General features: G+C 37.9%; 14 protein-coding genes. 5 read left to right on the forward strand and 9 right to left on the reverse strand.

Features of this window, described 5'->3' with window-relative positions:
- Nucleotides 1–13: 13 nt before the first annotated feature.
- From Q0039_RS00180 to hpt, 8 genes are all read right to left on the reverse strand, one after another.
- Nucleotides 14–1375, reverse strand: coding sequence for a Mur ligase family protein (locus tag Q0039_RS00180; RefSeq protein ID WP_297507211.1), 1362 nt, complete (start codon nucleotides 1373–1375; stop codon nucleotides 14–16).
- Nucleotides 1376–1377: 2 nt separating this feature from the next.
- On the reverse strand, nucleotides 1378–2073 hold the full coding sequence (locus Q0039_RS00185; RefSeq protein ID WP_297507216.1) for a tetratricopeptide repeat protein: 696 nt from the start codon (nucleotides 2071–2073) through the stop codon (nucleotides 1378–1380).
- Nucleotides 2074–2147: 74 nt separating this feature from the next.
- The gene (locus tag Q0039_RS00190; RefSeq protein WP_297507219.1) at nucleotides 2148–4298 is read right to left on the reverse strand and encodes a S46 family peptidase; all 2151 of its coding nucleotides are present in this window, start codon (nucleotides 4296–4298) and stop codon (nucleotides 2148–2150) included.
- A gap of 83 nt (nucleotides 4299–4381) precedes the next feature.
- Nucleotides 4382–5668, reverse strand: a complete 1287-nt coding sequence (locus Q0039_RS00195; protein ID WP_297507223.1) for a zinc-dependent metalloprotease — start codon at nucleotides 5666–5668, stop codon at nucleotides 4382–4384.
- Between the two features lie 100 nt (nucleotides 5669–5768).
- Nucleotides 5769–6770 carry a GTPase ObgE gene (gene obgE, locus Q0039_RS00200; protein WP_297507231.1) on the reverse strand — a complete coding sequence of 334 codons (1002 nt, stop codon included), beginning with the start codon at nucleotides 6768–6770 and terminating at the stop codon, nucleotides 5769–5771.
- A gap of 91 nt (nucleotides 6771–6861) precedes the next feature.
- Nucleotides 6862–8142 carry a hemolysin family protein gene (locus tag Q0039_RS00205; protein WP_297507234.1) on the reverse strand — a complete coding sequence of 427 codons (1281 nt, stop codon included), beginning with the start codon at nucleotides 8140–8142 and terminating at the stop codon, nucleotides 6862–6864.
- Between the two features lie 116 nt (nucleotides 8143–8258).
- Complete coding sequence (locus Q0039_RS00210; RefSeq protein ID WP_297507237.1) at nucleotides 8259–8831, reverse strand: adenylate kinase; 573 nt, start codon at nucleotides 8829–8831, stop codon at nucleotides 8259–8261.
- Nucleotides 8832–8957: 126 nt separating this feature from the next.
- Complete coding sequence (hpt, locus tag Q0039_RS00215) at nucleotides 8958–9494, reverse strand: hypoxanthine phosphoribosyltransferase (RefSeq protein WP_297507239.1); 537 nt, start codon at nucleotides 9492–9494, stop codon at nucleotides 8958–8960.
- Between the two features lie 98 nt (nucleotides 9495–9592).
- Between hpt and Q0039_RS00220 the strand changes: the two genes are divergently transcribed.
- The 5 genes from Q0039_RS00220 (at nucleotide 9593) to Q0039_RS00240 (ending at nucleotide 15076) form a co-directional block, all read left to right on the forward strand.
- The gene (locus Q0039_RS00220; protein WP_297507242.1) at nucleotides 9593–10138 is read left to right on the forward strand and encodes a hypothetical protein; all 546 of its coding nucleotides are present in this window, start codon (nucleotides 9593–9595) and stop codon (nucleotides 10136–10138) included.
- A gap of 187 nt (nucleotides 10139–10325) precedes the next feature.
- Nucleotides 10326–11483, forward strand: a complete 1158-nt coding sequence (locus Q0039_RS00225) for a 5-(carboxyamino)imidazole ribonucleotide synthase (RefSeq protein ID WP_297507245.1) — start codon at nucleotides 10326–10328, stop codon at nucleotides 11481–11483.
- Nucleotides 11484–11597: 114 nt separating this feature from the next.
- Nucleotides 11598–12374, forward strand: coding sequence for a redoxin domain-containing protein (locus Q0039_RS00230; RefSeq protein ID WP_297507248.1), 777 nt, complete (start codon nucleotides 11598–11600; stop codon nucleotides 12372–12374).
- 85 nt (nucleotides 12375–12459) lie between these two features.
- Nucleotides 12460–12942: a 5-(carboxyamino)imidazole ribonucleotide mutase gene (purE, locus tag Q0039_RS00235; protein WP_297507251.1), complete on the forward strand. Its 483-nt coding sequence runs from the start codon at nucleotides 12460–12462 to the stop codon at nucleotides 12940–12942.
- Between the two features lie 115 nt (nucleotides 12943–13057).
- On the forward strand, nucleotides 13058–15076 hold the full coding sequence (locus tag Q0039_RS00240; RefSeq protein ID WP_297507254.1) for a M3 family metallopeptidase: 2019 nt from the start codon (nucleotides 13058–13060) through the stop codon (nucleotides 15074–15076).
- A gap of 22 nt (nucleotides 15077–15098) precedes the next feature.
- Here Q0039_RS00240 and Q0039_RS00245 read toward each other — a convergent pair whose 3' ends face one another.
- Nucleotides 15099–15908 carry a hypothetical protein gene (locus Q0039_RS00245; RefSeq protein WP_297507257.1) on the reverse strand — a complete coding sequence of 270 codons (810 nt, stop codon included), beginning with the start codon at nucleotides 15906–15908 and terminating at the stop codon, nucleotides 15099–15101.
- Nucleotides 15909–15914 lie beyond the last annotated feature (6 nt).

Raw genomic sequence — 15914 nt, forward strand, 5'->3', positions numbered from 1 at the left:
ATATTTTTAAAAATTATTCTCGATTTATCAACCCCTTCACTTCATCAAAATGGAGCCCGCCATAATTACCCGAACTCATAAGCAGCAAGGCTGTATTTTCTAAATTATATGTAAATAAAAAAGATTTAAATTCGTCGGGATTAGTGAATATAATAAGATCTTCCCGTTTAAAGGATTGAGCTATTTGATCGTAGGTTACTTCTTCTAAACGTTTAATTTTAACCGCATCGGGCGAGTAAAATACCACAGCAACATCAGCTGCATCTAAAGCGCCTTCATACTCCTTTAAAAATGCGGCATTCAAACTACTATAGGTATGTAATTCTAGGCAAGCGAGCAAGGTGCGATTGGGGTATTGATTTTTTACAGCTTTAGTTGTTGCCGCAACTTTACTCGGTGAATGCGCAAAATCTTTATACGCAACCCGTGTAAGACTTTCGGCAATTTTCTCCAAACGCTTTGAAGCTCCCTTAAACGTTGCAATTGCTTCATAAAAATCGGCTTCATCCACTCCCATGCACTGGCATACCCATTTGGCACCCGCTAAATTATTTAAATTATGTGCTCCAAAAACTTCAATTGGCATTGCACCTTCTGGGGTTTCTAGTAAGGTTTTCCCATTTTCAACGGTATATGATGCGGTTTGGTACGGTATTTTTCGAATAGCATTATCTGTAGATTCGGCCACTTTTTTAACCACTTGGTCTTCTTCATTGTAAATCAAAATTCCACCCTGGGTTATTTGACTAACAAAAATCTCAAATTGGGCAACATAATTTTCAAAGGTGGGAAATACATTAATATGGTCCCATGCAATACCCGACAACAAGGCAATATTGGGTTGGTATAAATGAAACTTTGGACGACGATCTATTGGTGACGATAAATATTCATCGCCTTCTAATACTATAAAATCGTTTTCTTCTGTTAAATGCACCATCGTTTCAAACCCCTCCAATTGGGCACCAACCATGTAATCTACTTGAATATCATGAAAATGCATAACGTGTAAAATCATAGAAGTTATGGTCGTTTTTCCATGGGAACCTCCAATAACTACACGCGTTTTGTTTTTGGATTGTTCGTATAAAAACTCTGGATACGAATATATTTTTAAACCTAATTCTTGCGCCTTCATCAATTCCGGGTTATCGGCTTTGGCATGCATACCTAAAATCACAGCTTCTATATCGCTCGTGATTTTTTCGGGAAACCAACCCATTGTGGACGGTAACAAACCGTATTTTTGTAGCCGAGACAGTGAGGGTTCAAAAATGGCATCGTCACTTCCCGTTACTTGATAGCCTTTATGATGTAATGCCAGTGCTAAATTGTGCATCGCAGCACCACCAATTGCAATAAAATGAGTTCGCATAGTTAGGAGTCTTTTGAATCAAAAGTTGCTTTAAGCTTTCGTGCTTTTTCAGCGTTTTTTAATTTATTTTGGTACAAATGATATAATTTTTGAAAAGTTGCTTTAGAATTACCCAATTCATGTGCTTTAAGGTAGTTAGTTTCGGCATTAGCATACCGCTTAAAATATTCATCGATATACCCTCTTGACAAATAGCCATCTACTTTGGAAATATTCATCAACTCTCCGGCATATTTTCGCGCTTTATCTTCACTTCCACCAATCATAGCGGGTAGTTCTAAATATAACATTACCAGAGCCCAGCGGGTTTCTACATGTTTATGGTCCAATTGAGCCGCTTTTAAGAATGCCTTTTCAATGGTATCAATCATGCCCAAGGCTTTGAATTTATTAACCGATTTAGCTTTCATTCCCAGCGCTCCACCATATTTATACCAATAATTCGCATTTTGAAGGTTTTGCCTTTTTAATTGTTCATAATAGGCTATTGCATCGTCCCACTTTTTTTGGAATCCGGCAATATCGCCCAAGTATTCTAAAATTTTAGGATTATTGGGTTTTTCCCGCAAACAACGTTCAAAAAAGGTTTGGGCTTGGTCCCACCGTTGTGCTTTAAAAAGCTGTTCTCCTTTTTCTAAATCGGTTTGTCCTACTACCGATAGTGATATAAAGAAAATCAAATACAGATAGCTTTTCATAGCGTAGTTTTAGATGATCAAAAATAAAAAAACTCCGGCGATTGACCGGAGTTTTTAGATGGATTTATGATAAATTATTTTACCAAGGTCATTTCATCAACGATATGTTTGGCACCTGAAAAGTTTTCAATTACCCACAATACATAACGAATATCAACATTGATTGTACGTTGTAATTTTTTATCAAAAATAACGTCACCAGCCATCGCTTCAATATTACCATCAAATGCTAATCCAATTAGTTCTCCCTTACCGTTTAGTACAGGCGAACCAGAGTTACCTCCAGTAATGTCATTATCGGTTAGGAAATTCACATGTAATGAACCATCTTTATCAGCATAACGACCGAAATCTTTCTTGGCATTCATTTCTAAAACACGTGCAGGTAAATCAAATTCATTATCACCTTTTTTGTATTTCTTCACTTGACCGGCTAAGGTTGTATAATTGTTTACTACAGCATCGTTGCGTTTGTCTGCGGGCAACGCACGAACTTTACCATACGTCAAACGCAATGTTGAATTGGCATCAGGATATTGGATTGAACCAATTTTTGACTCCCGTAAACCTTCTACTAATAAACGGAAAGCCGCTCCAAAATCATTTTGTGCTTTGGCCACTTCATCTGATTTTGCATTCATGTGCGTAATTAAATCACTTGACAAAGCAAACAAAGGATCATTTGTTAGTTGTCCTTCAGAAGGCACAACTAAAAATGCTTTAACCCGATCGGCTGAACTAAACATCGACAAATCAAAAGCTGCATTTACATAAGCTGTAAACTCATTATTTGTTGCATCACCAATTTTCTTTACAGAAGGAGCAATTGCATAACCGACTGATTTTGTTGCATACAATTTAAGCTGTGCTGCCAAAATATCGCGCTCGGCAGGAATATGCATTTCTTTGTACATTTCATCAATCATTGCTGATAATTGCGGTAAAACTTGTGCACGTTTGGTCGCATCAGCTTTTGCATAGGCTTCCAATTGACGTCCAAGCGTACGGGAAATTGTCCCCATAGCCGAAGTACGCAACAATTGTTGTAAGTAGTTATCATGACGCGATTTCTCGTTGGTCAACGCATAAAACTTGTTAATTGTTTCAACAACGGTACCGTATTTTGCTTTGTTTTCTGACTTGTTGGCCCATTTATTGAATTTGGCTTCTTGTGCCGCTTTTGTTTTGGCCGTTTCAAATTTGGTCAACGCATCAATCATTCCTTGACGGTTTTTCCAATAATTTGCAGTTGAAGCATACTTTGAGGCATACACCAAGTTTAATGCATCACTTTGATCCATATATTTCTTCATGTTGTCCATACCGGTTTTTGCTCCTTCAACCCATGCAGGGTAAGCAAACTTAACATTTTGCTCGATTCCACCAGCGGGCATCCAACGGTTGGTACGACCCGGATAGCCTAAAATCATGGCAAAATCATTTTCATCTACACCACCTAAATTAACAGGTAAATGATGTTTTGGGTGCAAAGGCACATTGTTTTCTGAATAATCGGCTGGATTTCCATTGGCATCAGCATAAATACGAAACATGGAAAAATCGGCGGTATGACGTGGCCATTCCCAGTTGTCTGTATCTCCACCAAATTTTCCTAAACTCTCTGGAGGTGTTCCTACTAATCGAACATCTTTGTAGTCTTGATAGACAAAATAGTAGTATTCATTTCCTTGAAAAAAGGAGCGAACAGAAACTACATATTTTCCACCTTCATTATTTTCTTTTTCAATTTTTGCAATTTCTGCATTAATTGCTTTTTCACGCTCGGCCTCGGTCATTTTACCATTCACAACGCCGAGTATCCGTTTTGAACAATCGTCCATACGAACAAAGAAACGAACAAATAAGCTCGAAGGTTTTAATTCACCTTGTTTATTCGCTGCCCAATACCCTTCTTTTAAGTAATTTTTTTCAGCCGAAGATAATTCTGCAATAGCATCATATCCACAATGATGATTTGTCAAAACCAAACCATCTTTTGAAATTAATTCTGCTGTACAACCCCCATTGAATTGCACAATCGCATCTTTCAAACTGTGGTTGTTGATACTATAAATTTCTTCAGCGGTTAATTGCAGACCCATTTTCTGCATATCACGGTGATTCAATCGTTCGATGAACATTAAGAACCACATTCCCTCATCTGCCTTCATTGTGAAAGGCATTAATAACACTGCGGATACCAGTGAAAGTACAATTTTTCTCATTGTTATTAGATTGTTTTTGGATATAAAAAAAGAATTGTAAATAAACGGATTTACCTACAATTCTTTATTTTTTTAAAAAAGTTTTATTCTACAATTACTTTTTTCGTTGCGATACCTTCTGGCGTACGTAAGGTTACGAAATAAAGTCCTTTTTGAGCTGAAGGTAATTGTATCGAACGAACTAATTCAGCATTATTTTCGTTTTCTTCATCAACGATAACTCGTCCAGCAGCATCAAAAACTTGCAAGCTATAGTTGGTTACTGGTCCAGCAAACTGCACTTCAAAATTACCTTTATTAGGGTTGGGTGCAATCGAAAATTGACTTAACAATTGTTCTTCATTACCTAAAGCTGTTTGTGTAAACTGAGCGGCAATAACATTGTAATGCGCTTGCATACGAGTCGCCTGACCTGCAGTGAACATGTACATACAAACATCTTGTACATAATCCATGTAGTTCATTGTTAATTGAGGATCACCTGTACAATTGGATGCTACAGCTCCTGCAGGATCACAATTATAGTAGGGTGTACTGGTCGATTCTGTATCACACACGCGGTCACCTGAAGTGGCACAGTTTGCACCATCACAAGCTTGGAATGTATGGTATAAATTAAAGAAATGCCCTAACTCATGCGTTAATGTACGTCCTAGGTTATAAGGAGCTTGTGGCACATAATTAGCACATGTTGTCGGTGCAGTTGTCATAACCTTTCCGAAGGCATTGTTATCAATTACAACAGTCATACCTGCTGAAGGCTGTCCTCCAAGCGGAGAATATCCTAAAATACCCCCTGAAATATTACGAACAACTAAATTCATATAACCGGCCCAAGTAGTATCCGTATCGGCATTATTCAAATAATCCGTACCAAATGTTACCGCCATATCACCATTTACTAACCCTGTTCCTGCTGGATGATTTTGAGTAGCAATAACAAATTGTACATTCATCATACCGGTGTTAGTTCCAGGGTAAAATGATGCATCATTGGTCCAGTTAGAAATATCAGTGTTTGTAGCGTTATAATCAGCATTTAAAATATTCACTTGGGTTTGTGCCAAAGAACGTAAACATGATTTAACAGCTGCAGTAGAAGAAGTTGCTGCTGAAGGATAATGAACAGCAACGGGAATGCGTATTGTTACATTAGGAGCTGCAGTAGTTGCTTGACCATTGCGAGCTTCCAATTGTGCTGTAACTAAACGACGTAATTCTACTTCGAATTTTTCTTGTAGCTCCATGTACTGTTGCTTCATCACAGGATTCTCCATAAGTCTAGCCATGTAAGCATCTACACCGCAAGTTCGTTGTTGCGCCCAACCCAATTGAACAAGACACAAAGCGAAAAGTAATCGTAATTTCATAAGCTTTTTGTTTTTTATTTTTTTCTAATTAATTGCGAATGGCAAATTTATTTTATTTTTCTTTAAATCAAAGAAATAAACGCAAATGTTTACTAATAATTTAATTATTTAACATTAACCACAATCGGTCTTTTAATTCTTGGATTCCTTGCTGCGCAACAGATGAGATAAACAAATACGGAATACCCTTACATTCTTTATCCAAGAGCAATTTCATTTCAGATTTCAACTCATCATCAAGCATATCGCTTTTTGAAATAACCAACAAACGGTTTTTATCTAATAATTCTGGATTATAGCGTCGTAATTCATCCAACAAAATATCGTATTCTTTTTTGATATCATCGGCATCTGCAGGAACTAAAAACAACAAGGTAGAATTGCGTTCGATGTGGCGAAGAAAATAATGCCCCAAGCCTTTTCCTTCTGCGGCACCTTCAATAATTCCTGGGATGTCGGCCATTACAAAGGACTGAAAATCCCGATAGGATACTATTCCTAAGTTGGGTTTTAACGTGGTAAACGGATAATCTGCAATTTTAGGTTTTGCCGAAGTCATTACCGATAAAAGTGTCGATTTACCTGCATTGGGAAAACCTACTAAACCAACATCTGCCAATACTTTTAATTCCAATATAATGTCGACTTCTTCCGGAGGCATTCCAGGCTGGGAATAGCGTGGAGTTTGATTAGTAGCTGTTCGAAAATGCCAATTTCCTAAACCTCCTTTACCACCGCGTGCCACAATTTTTTCTTCACCGTGTTCGGTAATTTCAAACAACACCTCTTCTGTTTCTTGGTCTTTTACCACAGTTCCCAAAGGCACTTCGATGATTTTATCTTCTCCATCATGACCGGTACTTCGACTACTCCCGCCATCACCCCCGTGACCGGCTTTCACATGTTTCGTAAACTTCAAATGAAAAAGCGTCCACAGGTTTTTGTTGCCGCGAAGTACCACATGTCCGCCACGACCACCATCGCCGCCATCGGGACCACCTTTTTCAATAAACTTTTCGCGATGTAAATGCGTAGACCCTTTTCCTCCTTTTCCAGAGCAAACATAAATCTTTACATAATCAACAAAATTGCCTTCGGTCATAATTGTAATCTTTAGCAAGTTGCCTTGCGCATATTGAATTCATCGTACTAATGCTAAGCAACCCTAGGATATACTTTTGAAAGCAATACTACTAGTTATCGCTTAAATAGGGTGCTATTTTAATTTTTTCTACTTTGGCTCCGGCTGTTTCCAAAATGGTAAATCGCATTTTATTCCAAATAAGTTCCTCCCCTTTTTTCGGAATATATCCCATTTCGGTGGTAATCAAACCGCTTATGGTTGTTACATCATAATCGCCAATTAACTCATCCATATCGAAATACGTCAAGAAATCATGCAAGGAATATTGTCCATCCACGGTCCATGAACCATCCGCTTCGGTAATTAATTGGTATTCGTCATCATCAAAATCAGATGCATCGCCAACCAAAGCTTCCAAAATATCATTTAAAGTAATAATTCCTTGAAAAATTCCATGTTCATCAACAATTAACGCTTGGAAATTTTTGGTCGATTTAAAATGTTCTAATGCTTTAAAGGCCGAAGTATGCTCAATCAAATACGTAGCTTCCCGCGTAATTTCATTTAATTTAAAATCCTTGCACTCCAAACCAACCAACAAATCTTTCAAAAGTACGACACCGGTAACTTCATCCAAATTATCCTTACAAACTGGGTACACTGAATGCATGGTATTGAAAATAATAGCTTTTACCGTTTCAAAACTTGCCGTTTGCGTTAAATAAACGATATCGTTTCGGTGGGTCATTAACGAATTTACTTTTCGATCGCCAATATGAAACACGCGCTCCACAATCTCTTGCTCAATCTCTTGTACTTCACCAATTTCAGTTCCTTCTTTGATAATTGCTTTGATTTCTTCTTCGGTAACTTTACCGTCGGCGGTAGGTTTGATTTGGAAAATTTTTAGCAATCCTTCCGTAGATAAAGTCAATAACCATATAAAAGGCATGGTTATTTTGGACACCAACTGCATAGGAACTGCGACTGCTTTGGCAATACTTTCGGGAAAATTAAGTCCGATACGTTTGGGCAATAATTCTCCTAAAACCAATGAGAAAAAGGTTAATACAATCACACCAATAACCGTGGCTAATGAATTGGCATACGGCTGTAAGATCGAAAAACTGGCCACAAATTCGTATACATCATGCGTTATTTTATGACTGGAATATACCCCAGTTAGAATTCCGATTAAGGTAATTCCGATTTGTACTGTTGACAAAAATGTATTGGGGGAATTGGCCAATTTTAAGGCAACTTTTGCATGTGAATTGCCTTTTTTAGCCGCGGTTTCTAAACGATTTTTTCGCGCAGAAATGAGTGCAATTTCCGACATAGAAAACAAGCCATTCAAAAGAATCAACAATAAAATAATCAGTATTTCCATAGTGTTTAGAACAAAAAAAAAGAGCCCTCGTCCCGAAGTCTGAAAATGCTCTTTTCTAGATTACAAATATCTTAAATAATATTGAATTGTAGTTATATATTTAAAGGGATTCCTTTTTAAAAAGTATCCAATACTGCACTTAAACGGGCCGTCACTTCTTGAATTGTACCAATTCCATCCACCGCAAAAAACTTGCCTTGCTCTCGATAATAATGCATTAAAGGAGCTGTTTTTTCATTGTATTCTTGGTAGCGATTGCGAATTTTCTCCTCGTCTTGATCGTCTATACGACCGGATGTTTTTCCGCGTTCTAATAAACGGGCAACTAAGATTTCATCATCCGCTTCCAAAGCAACTGTTGCGCGAATATTTTGTCCTTTTGTCGCTAAAAAAGCGTCCAACGCTTCGGCTTGAGCAAGGGTACGGGGAAAGCCATCAAACAAAAAACCAGCAGCAGTAGGATTTTGATCTACTTCGCTTTGCAACATTTGAATCGTAACTTCATCGGGCACCAAATCGCCTTTATCCATGTATGTTTTGGCTAATTTCCCTAATTCAGTCTCGTTTTTAATATTAAAACGGAAAATATCTCCGGTTGATAAATGCATCAAATTGTATTTTTCTTTCAAAAATTCGGCCTGGGTTCCTTTTCCTGCGCCAGGTTTCCCAAAAAGAACGATGTTAATCATGGTAATTTATAAGTTTAGTTGTTAGTCTTTAGTTGTTAGTCGTTAGTCGTTGGTCTTTAGTAGTTGGTCTTTAGTCGTTAGTTGTTAGTCTTTAGTCGTTAGTCTTTAGTCGTTAGTCTTTGGTCTTTAGTCGTTGGTTGCTATTTGGTATACATCGGGTAGATTACGCCCGAGACCGTTGTAATCCAGACCATAGCCAACGATAAATTTGTTGGGAATGCGAATACCTACGTAATCAATTTTTAAATCATGCTTACAGGCATTCGGTTTAAAAAATAAGGCGGCGATTTTAAGATGTTTTACCTTATGTTGCTTCAACAATTGTTTCAATGCCACAATTGTATTGCCTGTATCAATAATATCTTCAACAATAACTACAGTGCGGCCTTCTAGATTTTCATTAATACCAATCAATTGTTTTATCGCATTCGTAGTTGCCGTTCCTTCATAGGATGCTACTTTTACAAAACTCACTTCGCACATGCCCCTATAATTTTTCATTAAATCCCCTAAAACCATAAATGACCCGTTAAGAACTCCAATAAAAACTGGAGTTTCTTCAAAAAAATCGGATGCCATTTGCTTGGCCATATTTTGAATTGCAAATTGGATTTCTTCTGAAGAAATATAGGGGACAAAAGTTTTATCGTGAAGGTGAATCATTCGGTTTTGAAGTGAATACTAAAGGTGCAAATTTAACAACTAATCGCAATTAAAAAACCTGTCGTTTTGAAAAAATAGAAATTTGTTATTTTTACCTAATGAATATCGAACATTACACCCAAATTACATCAATTAAAGCCTATCGGGCAACCCGGGATTACTACAAACTTCGCGCTTTTGAAGATGCTGAATTCTTAGTAAGTTTAGTGGCAATAGGATGTGATTTGCAAGATAAATTTCATTACAAAGCACTTTCAATTTTAGAATTAGTTGCTAAAGAACGCATTGCACTATTTCTACCCTATTTGGATCAATTCTGTTCTGTACTTTCAAAATTTACTCAAGACCCCGCTGTTCGTCCAGCTTCAAAAATTTGTTTGTTTTTAGCAACCAAAAAAGGAGTTATTCTTACACCATTTCAAGAAGAGAAAATTATAGAGGGATGTCTCGATTTTATCATTCGTGATGCTAAAGTAGCAACTGTAGCCTATGCCCTGCGAACATTATTTCGTTTGGGACAAAAACAGGATTGGGTACATGACGAACTTCGACAATTACTATCGCGCGAACTCAGCAACCCCTCACCCGGAATGAAGTTTGTAGTAAAAGAAACACTGCAGCGACTTGGAAATGATACGGTTTGAAAATCAACTGATCCGAAGGTAAACTTATCTACCTACAGCGGAGTGGCACAGTTAGGGTACTAATTCGAATTGAGAAATTAGAAAATTTGAGAAATTGAATTTAAGGTTTGATGCGAATTGTTGCTTTAAAACCACTATCAATTACGCCTCAAAAATGCTATATTTGCCCCTGAAACAACAACACACCATGAATTATTTCTCTTCTGATTTTCGTTTGGGAATTTTAGGCGGTGGGCAATTGGGTAAAATGCTCCTAAACGACACGCGCAAGTTTGATATCCAAACATTTGTTCTTGATCCAAGTGCTGATGCCCCTTCGCGTTTGGGTTGTAACGCCTTTTACCAAGGGAGCTTATTAGAATATGAAACGGTCTATAACTTTGGAAAAATGGTTAATGTTTTGACTGTTGAAATAGAAAATGTCAATCTCGACGCGTTAGAGCAATTAGAAGCTGAAGGCTTACCCGTTTATCCTTCTCCAAAAACCTTACGATTAATTCAAAACAAAGGCAAACAGAAAGATTTTTATGTAGAACATGGTATTCCTACTTCGGCACATGAACGCTTTGTTGGTTTAGAAGCGTTGAAAGAAGCCCTTGCAAATGACCAATTAAATTTTCCATTTGTGTGGAAAGCGGCTACTGGTGGCTATGATGGTAATGGCGTAAAAATTTGTCGATCGACGTTGGATTTGCACGAACTTCCAGATGGAGAATGTGTAGTAGAAGCCCTTGTTAATTTTAAAAATGAATTGGCAGTGATTGTTGCACGTTCAGTTAATGGAGCGGTTAAAACCTATCCCGTTGTTGAAATGGAATTTCATCCCGAAGCCAACCAAGTAGAGTATGTAATTTGTCCGGCTCGAATAGCGGAGACAGTCGCACAAAAAGCACAAGAAGTGGCCTTGAAAGTTTCTGAAGCTTTTCAGCATGTGGGATTATTGGCAGTTGAGCTTTTTCAAACCCAAGACGATGAAATTTTAGTCAACGAAGTGGCCCCTCGCCCGCACAACTCAGGACATTACAGTATTGAAGCAAGTTATACGTCGCAATTTGAAAATCATTTGCGCGCTATTTTAAATTTACCTTTAGGTAATACCGACAGCAAAGTGGCCGGCATCATGGTTAACTTGGTCGGTGAAGAAGGCTATTCAGGTCAAGTGATTTATGAAAATATTGATGCCATTTTAGCAATTGATGGGGTTACACCTCATATTTATGGCAAACGCGAAACGCGTCCCTTTCGAAAAATGGGTCACGTGACGATTGTGAATGAAAATATGACTGAAGCCCGACGTATAGCTGAAGAAGTGAAGCATAGCATTCGTGTGATTAGTGGGCAGTAGGCAGTGTTCAGTTTGCAGTGTTCAGTGAGTAGTGGGCAGTGGGCAGTAGGAGTTAGTGGAGATTTGTTTTGAAAAATAGTGCAACAATTCCATTTCTTTTTCGTTTCTAAATTTATGAAGAAAATAAGTTACCTAATCACATTATTGACATTTGGAAGTATTCAATGTCAGGAAAATAATTTTATACCTGAAGGACAGATTGCCTTAGATCGAACTACCTATTTCGAATTTGTGCAAAAAAAGCGTCCCAAAACGCAACTCTTTTTGCCTGATGGAAAGGAATTGCCATTGAAAAAGTTGGATTCACTGAACAAAACAATACATGATCAGCCTTTTACCACGATTTTTTATGCCGATACCCTTCAGAATAAAGCATCGTTGGTTTTAAAATATCTTAGTAAAGAGGATGTTAAACTGCGTAACGACAAATTTCGGCAACAGCAAAAAGACTTTGAAAAAAACCGCCGAAAGCTAATCGGTTCTACCCTAACTGAATTATCCTTAACCGATATAGAAGGTAAAACCTATACCTTGGAGGATTTGAAAGGGAAAGCCATATTTCTCAACTTTTGGTTTACCCAATGCAAACCGTGTATCGAAGAAATGCCTGATTTGAATACACTGAAAGAAAAATACAAAAATCAAAATGTTGTTTTCTTTGCGGTGACGTACAACGAGAAAAAGTTGATTCAAGATTTTTTAAAGCGAACATCATTAGAACTCACGATCATTCCCAACGACCGCAAAACCATTGATCAATTTCATATTGCGTTTTACCCCACCAATATTTTAATCGATACGGAAGGCAAAGTGCTTTTCATCAACGAACTCATGGGCGGGAATGGATTGAAAGACATCAAAAAGTTGTTAAACAAAATGTTTCCCGATTAGACGTTAAAGTCTTTTATCAATTGGCTAATAAATTGTACCTTCGTATCCTATTATTCAACAGATAAAATTTAGCATTTATAATCGTATGAAAGTAGCCATCGTTATGGGAAGTAAAAGTGATCTGCCGGTTATGCAGGAAGCAATTGCTATACTAAATTCATTTGGTATCCCTACAGAAGTGGACATTGTGTCGGCCCATCGCACCCCTGAAAAATTGTTCGATTTTAGTTCCACCGCCCACCTCCGCGGAATCAATGTGATCATTGCGGGAGCGGGAGGAGCAGCCCATTTGCCCGGAATGGTGGCGGCTATGAGTCCGCTACCTGTCATTGGCGTTCCTATAAAATCAAGCAATTCAATTGACGGTTGGGATTCGGTACTTTCAATTTTACAAATGCCTGGAGGTGTCCCTGTGGCTACCGTTGCTTTAAATGGTGCAAAAAACGCAGGAATATTGGCTGCACAAATTTTAGGCAGTCAAAATCCGGAAATCCTTCAGCAAATGGTTTCGTATAAAAATGAATTGAAGGAGGCGGTGATTAAAGCTGCTGAATCCCTTGAAGAATAAGCTCCTAAGCTAGATTTTTTATCATTTCAAAAAATTAACGAATAAACCTCCAATAGTAACACGCTTCACTTAGCAAGTAGGGTTGTGTTGACCACTATTATTTTGAGAATTAATTATGTTTACAGAAAAATTCAATACCCCTTACACTGCAGCGCCATTTAGTCAGATTCAATTGGACGATTACATCCCTGCCTTTGAAGCTAATATTGCACATGCGCGTGCTGAAATAGATACCCTAGTAAACAATCCGGAAGCACCCACATTTGAAAACACTATTGAAGCATTGGACTATTCGGGTCAGGCCCTGGAGCGTTTGACTTCGCTTTTTTTTAATTTAAATTCGGCTGAAACGAGCGATACGATGCAAAAAATCGCCCAAGAAGTATCGCCCAAGTTAACGGCGTTTGGAAATGACATTGCCTTAAATGAAACCTTATTTCAAAGGGTAAAAGCGGTTTATGATCAACGGGGATCTTTATCGATTTCTTCGGAACAATTCATGTTATTGGAAAAAAAATACAAAGGATTTAGTCGGAACGGAGCTTTTTTAGCAGAAGACCAAAAAAGTCGCTTGCGTGAGATTGACACCGAATTGGCCCAACTCAAGTTAACGTTTGGCGAAAATGTGTTGGCCGAAACGAATAGTTATTTCAAACACGTAACCCATTCTGAAGATTTGGCCGGTTTACCTGAAGGTGCGAAAGAAGCTGCTGCTGCACTAGCACAATCCAAAGGAATAGAAGGCTGGGTGTTTACCTTAGATTTTCCAAGTTATATGCCATTGATCACCTATGCCGACAACCGCGAATTACGCAAAGAAATAGCGATTGCCTTTGGAAAAAAAGCCTTTCAAGACAATAGTCATAACAACACTGAAATACTCAAAAAAATAGTCGCTTTACGTCATGAACGTGCGCAATTATTGGGATATGCTACACACGCACATTTTGTTTTAGAAGAACGAATGGCGCAACATCCGGATCAAGTAAAATCGTTTTTGAATGATTTATTAGCCAAAGCAAAACCCGCTGCCCAACGTGAATTTGCGCAATTATCGGCTTTCGCGAAAGAAAAAGACGGATTGGATCATTTAGAAAAATGGGACGGTGCTTATTATACTGAAAAATTAAAACAACAATTATTCAATTTGGATGATGAATTGTTGAAGCCCTATTTTAAATTGGAAAATGTCCTAAATGGAGCGTTTACTATAGCTCAAAAACTCTTTGATCTTCAGTTTCACGAAGTCAATACCATTGATACATACCACCCTGATGTGCTAACCTATGAGGTACGAGGAAAAGATAATGATTTCGTTGCGCTTTTCTATGCCGATTTTTTTCCCCGCAAAGGAAAACGTCCGGGCGCATGGATGACTTCATATAAACCACAGTATAGGGAAGCAGGAGTAAACGAAAGACCGCATGTGTCGATTGTGTGTAATTTCACACCACCTACTCCTTCAAAACCTTCTTTGTTAACCTTCAATGAAGTAACCACATTATTCCATGAATTCGGTCATGCCTTACACGGGATGTTGGCGAATACGACCTATCCTAGTTTATCGGGAACCTCGGTGTATTGGGACTTTGTTGAATTACCGAGTCAGGTCATGGAGAATTGGTGTTACGAACCCGAGGCATTGGCTTTATTTGCCCATCATTATGAAACAGGCGAAGTGATTCCGCAAGCTTATGTTGACAAAATCAAGGAAAGTGCCAATTTCATGGAGGGCATGGCAACCGTAAGGCAACTGAGCTTCGGTTTATTGGACATGGCCTATCATGCGCAAATTCCCGTAATTGAGGATGTCAAAGCCTTTGAAGTGGCAGCTATGCACGAGACTGCCTTATATCCCGATGTAACTGAAAATTGTATGAGTTCGTCGTTTTCACATATTTTCCAAGGCGGCTATTCGTCTGGGTACTATAGTTATAAATGGGCCGAAGTGCTCGATGCCGATGCCTTTGCTTATTTTCAAGAAAAGGGAATCTTTAACAAAGAAGTGGCTACACGATTTAAAGACACGGTTTTATCCAAAGGAGGAACAGAACAACCGATGGCGTTGTACAAACGTTTTCGTGGCCAAGAACCCCAACCGGATGCCTTGTTGAAAAGAGCGGGACTTTTGTAATACTGTTAATGTAGTAATGGGATTAAATTTGTTTTAGGAATACCAATCCTAATGCCCAAAAAATCGGAATCGATTCAACCCAAAAAGTCGTAAAATACTTAGTCCGGTTTATAGTTATGTTATAAATAGAAAGTATAATTAAAAGCGAGACGCAGATTTGGATTCCGATTATTTTAATAGCATCAGGTAAATCCCAAAAAAATGGTTTTTCAAATAAATTGAGGCACCAAAAAAGTATTAAAAAGAAATACCCCAAATATTTTACTCGTGTTACGCCAATTAGATGAGGCAATGTTTTTAAAGTGGCTTTATCATATTTATAATCATAAATTTCAAAAGGAACCATCAATGCCGTTGCAATACAAAAACGTTTGCTCCAAGCAAAGGCACTATTTACAGGTAAAAAAGAAACTGATTGAAGCGGCACATAAACCGTCATGTAGCCAATTACTAAACTAACCCAAAATATTTTGATGGCCCCAAACCTTCGGAAATAAGGGTAAATCAATACTAAAAGTCCCCCAAGAACAATACGCCATTGCTGCCAATAATCGAGACGTAAAAAGAAAAAAACAAATCCTAATAAAGCAAAACTATTCACCAAAAGAATCCGTTTTAAATACGTAGTAATTTGTTTTTTTACCACTAAAAAATCCCAATACTTTAAAACTGTGTAGGCCAAAACCGTTCCGAAAAACAAACAGGATGCAAAATTAATTTGCAGGGACAAATCCAACTCCAAAAGGGTCACATACAACAAACAAAATACGGCGAGGCCAACATGAATAGAGGACTGAATGTAAAAATCAAGATATTTACGCAAATTGATCATCCAACA

It is taken from the genome of Flavobacterium sp. (assembly GCF_027484945.1).
Taxonomy (GTDB): Bacteria; Bacteroidota; Bacteroidia; order Flavobacteriales; family Flavobacteriaceae; genus Flavobacterium.

Coding starts and splice junctions, on each gene's coding strand:
- Q0039_RS00220 (WP_297507242.1), top strand. CDS start 9,593: ATGAATATCGAACATTACACCCAAATTACATCAATTAAAGCCTATCGG.
- Q0039_RS00210 (WP_297507237.1), bottom strand. CDS start 8,831: ATGATTAACATCGTTCTTTTTGGGAAACCTGGCGCAGGAAAAGGAACC.
- Q0039_RS00205 (WP_297507234.1), bottom strand. CDS start 8,142: ATGGAAATACTGATTATTTTATTGTTGATTCTTTTGAATGGCTTGTTT.
- Q0039_RS00185 (WP_297507216.1), bottom strand. CDS start 2,073: ATGAAAAGCTATCTGTATTTGATTTTCTTTATATCACTATCGGTAGTA.
- Q0039_RS00245 (WP_297507257.1), bottom strand. CDS start 15,908: ATGATCAATTTGCGTAAATATCTTGATTTTTACATTCAGTCCTCTATT.
- hpt (WP_297507239.1), bottom strand. CDS start 9,494: ATGATTCACCTTCACGATAAAACTTTTGTCCCCTATATTTCTTCAGAA.
- Q0039_RS00190 (WP_297507219.1), bottom strand. CDS start 4,298: ATGAGAAAAATTGTACTTTCACTGGTATCCGCAGTGTTATTAATGCCT.
- Q0039_RS00180 (WP_297507211.1), bottom strand. CDS start 1,375: ATGCGAACTCATTTTATTGCAATTGGTGGTGCTGCGATGCACAATTTA.
- purE (WP_297507251.1), top strand. CDS start 12,460: ATGAAAGTAGCCATCGTTATGGGAAGTAAAAGTGATCTGCCGGTTATG.
- Q0039_RS00225 (WP_297507245.1), top strand. CDS start 10,326: ATGAATTATTTCTCTTCTGATTTTCGTTTGGGAATTTTAGGCGGTGGG.
- Q0039_RS00195 (WP_297507223.1), bottom strand. CDS start 5,668: ATGAAATTACGATTACTTTTCGCTTTGTGTCTTGTTCAATTGGGTTGG.
- obgE (WP_297507231.1), bottom strand. CDS start 6,770: ATGACCGAAGGCAATTTTGTTGATTATGTAAAGATTTATGTTTGCTCT.
- Q0039_RS00240 (WP_297507254.1), top strand. CDS start 13,058: ATGTTTACAGAAAAATTCAATACCCCTTACACTGCAGCGCCATTTAGT.
- Q0039_RS00230 (WP_297507248.1), top strand. CDS start 11,598: ATGAAGAAAATAAGTTACCTAATCACATTATTGACATTTGGAAGTATT.